General features: G+C 61.9%; 6 protein-coding genes. 1 reads left to right on the top strand and 5 read right to left on the bottom strand.

Going from position 1 to position 5,692, the window contains the following annotated elements; genetic code table 11:
- The 5 genes from Q8Q83_RS08265 to aspS form a co-directional block, all read right to left on the bottom strand.
- The coding region (locus Q8Q83_RS08265) for an AAA family ATPase (protein WP_305622753.1) at positions 1 to 272 on the bottom strand (272 nt) is incomplete at its 3' end.
- Positions 272 to 877: a Holliday junction branch migration protein RuvA gene (gene ruvA, locus Q8Q83_RS08260; protein ID WP_305622751.1), complete on the bottom strand. Its 606-nt coding sequence runs from the start codon at positions 875 to 877 to the stop codon at positions 272 to 274. The genes Q8Q83_RS08265 and ruvA, both read right to left, overlap by 1 nt.
- A gap of 20 nt (positions 878 to 897) precedes the next feature.
- Positions 898 to 1,422 carry a crossover junction endodeoxyribonuclease RuvC gene (ruvC, locus tag Q8Q83_RS08255; RefSeq protein ID WP_305622750.1) on the bottom strand — a complete coding sequence of 175 codons (525 nt, stop codon included), beginning with the start codon at positions 1,420 to 1,422 and terminating at the stop codon, positions 898 to 900.
- 248 nt (positions 1,423 to 1,670) lie between these two features.
- Positions 1,671 to 2,417, bottom strand: a complete 747-nt coding sequence (locus Q8Q83_RS08250; protein WP_305622748.1) for a YebC/PmpR family DNA-binding transcriptional regulator — start codon at positions 2,415 to 2,417, stop codon at positions 1,671 to 1,673.
- An 88-nt stretch (positions 2,418 to 2,505) separates the two neighbouring features.
- Positions 2,506 to 4,281, bottom strand: coding sequence for an aspartate--tRNA ligase (gene aspS / locus Q8Q83_RS08245; protein ID WP_305622747.1), 1,776 nt, complete (start codon positions 4,279 to 4,281; stop codon positions 2,506 to 2,508).
- A 305-nt stretch (positions 4,282 to 4,586) separates the two neighbouring features.
- Here aspS and Q8Q83_RS08240 point away from each other — a divergent pair.
- Positions 4,587 to 5,692: HD domain-containing phosphohydrolase (locus Q8Q83_RS08240; protein WP_305622745.1), on the top strand; the 1,106-nt coding region annotated here is incomplete at its 3' end.

Here is a 5,692-nt window from a genome sequence, read left to right as displayed (position 1 = left end):
AGCACCGGGCCCGAGGTGCTCTTGATCGAGACATTCATTTCCTGGGCGATGATATTGGCCAGGGTCGTTTTGCCCAAGCCCGGCGGGCCGAAGATCAGGGTATGGTCGAGCGCCTCGCTGCGCCCTCGGGCGGCCAGGATAAACAGCTCCATCTGCTCGCGCACGCTCGGCTGGCCGATATAGTCCGCCAGTTTCAGCGGGCGAATGGCGCGATCCACCTGCTCATCGCGGTCGCGGGGGGTGGCGGTAATCAGGCGATCGGCTTCTAGCACTAGAGCATTCCCTTCAGGGCACGACGAATCATATCTTCACTACTCAAACCCTCTTCCTTGATGGCTGAGACGGCGCGGCTGGCTTCCTGGGGTTTGTAACCGAGAGAAATAAGTGCGCTGACCGCATCATTCTCCGCGCTTGAGACTGCGCTACCTGCGTGGGGTTCCACCACCAGGGCGGTCATACCCGGCACGGTTTCCCAGGCCTTGAAGCGACCCTTGAGTTCCACCAGCAAACGTTCTGCCGTTTTCTTGCCGACACCGGGGATTTTCACCAGCACCGAAGTGTCTTGCGCTTGCACGCAGCGCACCAATTCATCGACTTCAAGCCCGGACATCAGCGCCAAGGCCAGTTTCGGGCCGACGCCATTGAGCCGGATAAGCTCGCGAAACAACTCGCGCTCGCGCTTTTCGAAAAAGCCATAGAGCAGATGGGCATCCTCGCGCACCACCAGATGGGTATGCAGGGTCAGCGGCTCGCCCAGCGCAGGCAAACGGTACAGGGTGGTCATGGGCACTTCCAGCTCATAGCCCAGGCCATTTATATCGACAATCACATGGGGCGGGTGTTTCTCCGCCAAGGTACCGCGCAAACGTCCGATCACCGCCACATTCCTAAATAAAGTTACAAACGAAGACGACCAGCGCGCCGCTTGGCCCCAACCAGGCCATGGGGAATCAGGCTCTGCCGGTGATGGGCGTGACACAGGGCGATGGCCAGGGCGTCGGAGGCGTCGATCTGCGGCTTCTGCACCAGTTTGAGCAGGTGCATGACCATCATCTGCACCTGCTCTTTATCCGCCCCGCCTGTGCCGGCAATCGCCTGCTTGACCTGGGTAGCGGTGTATTCGGCGATATCCAGCCCCGCTTCGATCCCCGCCACTATGGCCACCCCCCGCGCCTGACCGAGCTTGAGCGCCGAATCCGGATTGCGCGCCATAAACACCTGCTCGATGCCCATGGTCACCGGCCCATAGGTCGCGATCACCTCACGCACGCCGCGAAACACTATCTGCAGGCGCTCGGGCATGGAGCCACTGCCCGTACGGATGCACCCGGAAGCGACATATTCGCAGCTGCGCCCGGTATCCCGCACCACGCCGTAGCCGGTGATGCGCGAACCGGGGTCGATACCGAGGATCAAGGTCATGCCCTACCATCCGCTCAAGGTGTTGACCACCGCCTGCCGCCACACTGTCTATTTATCCAGTTGCCGAGTATAGGGGCAGCCGACCTCATAGTCACTGCTCAAACAGCCATGAAAAATTGCCAGGAGCAATTTTTAACGCCGCGCAGCGACGGCCCGAAGGGTGGCTGCCACGGATGGCAGGCCATAAAAAGCCGGAAGCACCTGAGCGCTCGGCCCGGCAACTTCCGGCTGGTTCAACAGCACGGCTCTTAACCCAGCAGCTCCATGATCTCGTCGGGAATCTCGGCGTTGTGATAGACGTTCTGCACGTCGTCGAGATCCTCCAGCATATCGATCAGCTTGATCACCTTCTGCGCAGTTTCCAGATCGGTGATAGGCGCATGGATCGACGGGATCATCGCCACCTCGGCCTCATCGCCCTTGAAACCCGCGGCCGTCAGCGCCTCGTTGACCGCCAGGAAGTCGGCAAAGGAGGTAAACACCTCGACCGAACCATCATCGGCGCTGACGATATCGTCGGCGCCCGCTTCCAGCGCCGCCTCCATCAGGGCATCTTCGTTGACCCCGGGCGCGAAGCTGATCTGCCCCTTGCGCTCGAACATATAGGCCACCGAACCATCGGTACCCAGGTTGCCGCCACACTTGGTAAAGGCATGGCGCACCTCGGCCGCGGTGCGGTTGCGGTTGTCGGTCATGGCCTCGACAAAGATCGCCACACCATTGGGCGCATAACCCTCATAACTCAGCTCGACCATATTGTCGGCTTCGTCCGCACCAGCACCACGGGCGATGGCCCTATCTATGGTGTCGCGGGTCATATTGGCGGTCAGCGCCTTATCCACCGCCAGGCGCAGGCGCGGGTTGTCCGCCGGCAGCCCGCCACTCTTGGCGGCGACCGTCAGCTCACGAATGATCTTGGTAAAAATCTTGCCGCGCTTGGCGTCTTGACGCCCCTTGCGGTGCTTGATGTTGGCCCATTTGGAATGACCGGCCATAACTCACTCCGTAATTCGTCAAATCAGGTTCTGGCACACCCATAACCAAGGAGCCTGGAAAATCCAGGCTCCTTGTCGGCGCTAAGGCTTATTCGGCTTTGGGCTGCTCGCGCAGGCGAATATGCAGCTCACGCAGCGCCTTGTTATCCACCAAACCAGGCGCCTGGGTCATGACGCAGGCCGCGCTCTGGGTTTTCGGGAAGGCGATCACTTCACGGATAGACTGCGCGCCGGTCATCAGCATCACCAGACGATCCAGGCCGAAGGCCAGACCACCATGGGGCGGCGCACCGAACTTGAGGGCGTCGAGGAGGAAGCCGAACTTCTCCTGCTGCTCGTCTTCGCTGATGCCCAGCACGCGGAACACGGTCTGCTGCATGGCGCGGTCGTGGATACGGATAGAGCCGCCACCCAACTCGGTGCCGTTCAGCACCATGTCGTAGGCGCGCGACAGGGCGCCGGCCGGATTGGCCTCCAGCTCGGCCGGGCTGCAGCTTGGCGCGGTGAAGGGGTGGTGCATGGCGGTCAGGCTGCCGTCGTCGTTCTCTTCGAACATCGGGAAGTCGACCACCCACAGCGGTGCCCATTCGCAGGTCAGCAGGCTGAGATCATGGCCCAGCTTGATGCGCAGCGCGCCCAGAGCCTCGCTGACGATCTTCGATTTATCGGCACCGAAGAATACGATGTCGCCATCGACCGCGCCGACGCGATCGAGGATCACGTTGAGGTTGTCCAGCGGGATGTTCTTGACGATTGGCGACTGCAAGCCTTCGACGCCATTGGCACGCTCGTTGACCTTGATATAAGCCAGGCCCTTGGCGCCGTAGATGCCGACGAACTTGGTGTAATCATCGATCTGCTTGCGCGGCATGCTCGCCCCGCCCGGAACGCGCAGCGCAGTAACGCGGCACTTCGGATCGTTGGCCGGGCCGCTGAACACCTTGAAGTCGACCGCCTGCAGCTGATCGGCGACATCCACCAGCTCCAGGGGGTTGCGCAGATCCGGCTTGTCGGAACCAAAGCGGCGCATGGCCTCGGCCAGGCTCATGTGCGGCAGCTCACCGAACTCGACGTCCAGCACTTCCTTGAACAGCTGGCGAATCATCTTCTCGGTGATGGCCATGATGTCGGCTTCATCGAGGAAACTGGTCTCGATGTCGATCTGGGTGAATTCCGGCTGGCGGTCTGCACGCAGGTCTTCGTCGCGGAAGCACTTGGCGATCTGGTAGTAGCGGTCGAAGCCGGCCACCATCAGCAGCTGCTTGAACAGCTGCGGCGACTGCGGCAGGGCGAAGAAGCTGCCGGCGTGGGTGCGGCTCGGCACCAGATAGTCGCGCGCGCCTTCAGGAGTGGCGCGGGTGAGGATCGGCGTTTCCACGTCGAGGAAGCCGTTCTCGTCCAGGTAGCGACGGATGCTGCTGGTGATGTTCGAGCGCAGCCTCAACTTGGCCGCCATTTCCGGGCGACGCAGGTCGATAAAGCGGTAGCGCAGACGGGTTTCTTCGCCCACGTCGGTGTACTCGTTGAGCGGGAACGGCGGGGTTTCCGCCTCGTTCAGCACTTCCAGCTCATAGCCCAGCACTTCGATGGCACCGGATGCCATATTGGCGTTGCCGGCACCGGCCGGACGCAGACGCACCTTGCCGGTGATCTTGACCACGTATTCGCTGCGCACTTTGTCGGCGGTGGCGAAGGTTTGTGCGCGATCAGGATCGAAAACCACCTGGGCCAGACCTTCACGGTCACGGATGTCGAGGAAAATTACCCCGCCATGGTCACGACGGCGATGTACCCAACCGCAAAGGGTGACTTCCTGGCCGTCCAGGCTCTCGTTCAGTTGGCCGCAATAATGGCTGCGCATCATGGATCGCTTCTCTAGAGTCTTGAATTCGTTGGGCCGCACTGATTGCGACGCTATTGGCCGGGCTGGCAAGCCGTCGAGCCGGCTGGCGCACGCGCCATTTTCTGCAATTGCGCCGTCCATCGGGGGCGCTATCGACCAGCGGCGCACGCGCACCTGCTGGCCCTACCCCGCACGACGCGGCAAAGCGCGGGATTATATATGGTTAAGCCGCCACTTGCAGCCGCCGCCCCACGCGCTTTTATCAAGCCTTCCTATACTCAGGCATAGGCCTGCCTGGCCGCTGCTAAATGGAGAGGGTTATGGTCATGCCGAACCTTGTCGAAATCCCCAGCGACTTGCTGGCGGACTTTCGCCAGGAGTCCGCCGAGCAGTTTCAGCGCTGTGAACAACTGCTGATCGAGCTCGAGCAAGCGCCCGCCGACACTGAGCGGCTGCGCGAACTGTTCCGCCTGGTGCATACGCTCAAGGGCAATCTCGGCTATATCGGCCTGAACAACCTGATGCCCCTCCCGCAAGCCATGGAAGATGTGCTGGCCCGCCTGCGCGAAGCGCGCCTGAGCTTCGACAGCCTGCTCGGCGACATCTTATTGCTGAGCCTGGACCACCTCAAAGAGCTGATCGAGCACAGCCTCAGCGGCACCCCCACCCGCCTCAGCACCGAGCAAAGCAGCGCCCTGGGCCAGGCACTCAGCGCCTTAGCCACAGCAGCGGATGCGCGGCAAACGGAAATACGCAGCGCCCTGCTGCAACAACTCGACCCCAGCTCACGCCCGACCAAGGCCATTGCCGTCGATGAACCCGCCGCCGCCGATCTACTCAGACGCCATGGCATCCAACCCGATGCCGACTTGCTGTTCTTTATCGAGTTAATGCAGGCCAGCGAGCGTCGCTCACATTACTGGCAGGGTCGCGGCCTGCGCCAGCTGGACCTGGCTCTCGCGATCAATCAGCTGGGCGGCAGCCCGGAACAGCCCGCGCAACTGGCCGCCGCCATCTGCCTGCATGATCTCGGCATGGCCTTCCTGCCCCTGGAACTGCTGCACAAGGAAGCACACTACAACCGCGAAGAGCGCCGGCAAATGCAATCGCATCCCCGCCTCGCTTACGACCTGCTCAAGCGCATGCCCAGATGGGACGCCGCCGCGGAAATAACCCTGCAACATCAAGAACACGCCGATGGCAGCGGCTACCCCAAAGGCTTGAAGGAGGCTGAAACCAGCCCCGGCGCCCTGATCATCAATATCGTCGACACCTTCGACGCCCGCACCCATGAGCGCGCCCACCAAACCCTGAACAAGCGCCCGCTGCTGCGCGCCATCCTGGAAATCAACGGCCTGGCCGGGCGCCAGTTCAGCACTCACTGGGTCGAACTGTTCAACCAGACGCTGCAGCAACACCCGGAACTGGCTCA

Source organism: Pseudomonas sp. (genome assembly GCF_030696055.1).
Taxonomy (GTDB): Bacteria; Pseudomonadota; Gammaproteobacteria; order Pseudomonadales; family Pseudomonadaceae; genus Aquipseudomonas.
The sequence above is the reverse complement of the archived record's forward strand: the minus strand, read 5'-3'. Positions and strand labels throughout refer to the sequence as shown.

What these genes read in the sequence shown, in the direction of transcription:
- aspS (WP_305622747.1), bottom strand. Translation starts at nt 4,281, where the DNA reads ATGATGCGCAGCCATTATTGCGGCCAACTGAACGAGAGCCTGGACGGC.
- ruvC (WP_305622750.1), bottom strand. Translation starts at nt 1,422, where the DNA reads ATGACCTTGATCCTCGGTATCGACCCCGGTTCGCGCATCACCGGCTAC.
- Q8Q83_RS08250 (WP_305622748.1), bottom strand. Translation starts at nt 2,417, where the DNA reads ATGGCCGGTCATTCCAAATGGGCCAACATCAAGCACCGCAAGGGGCGT.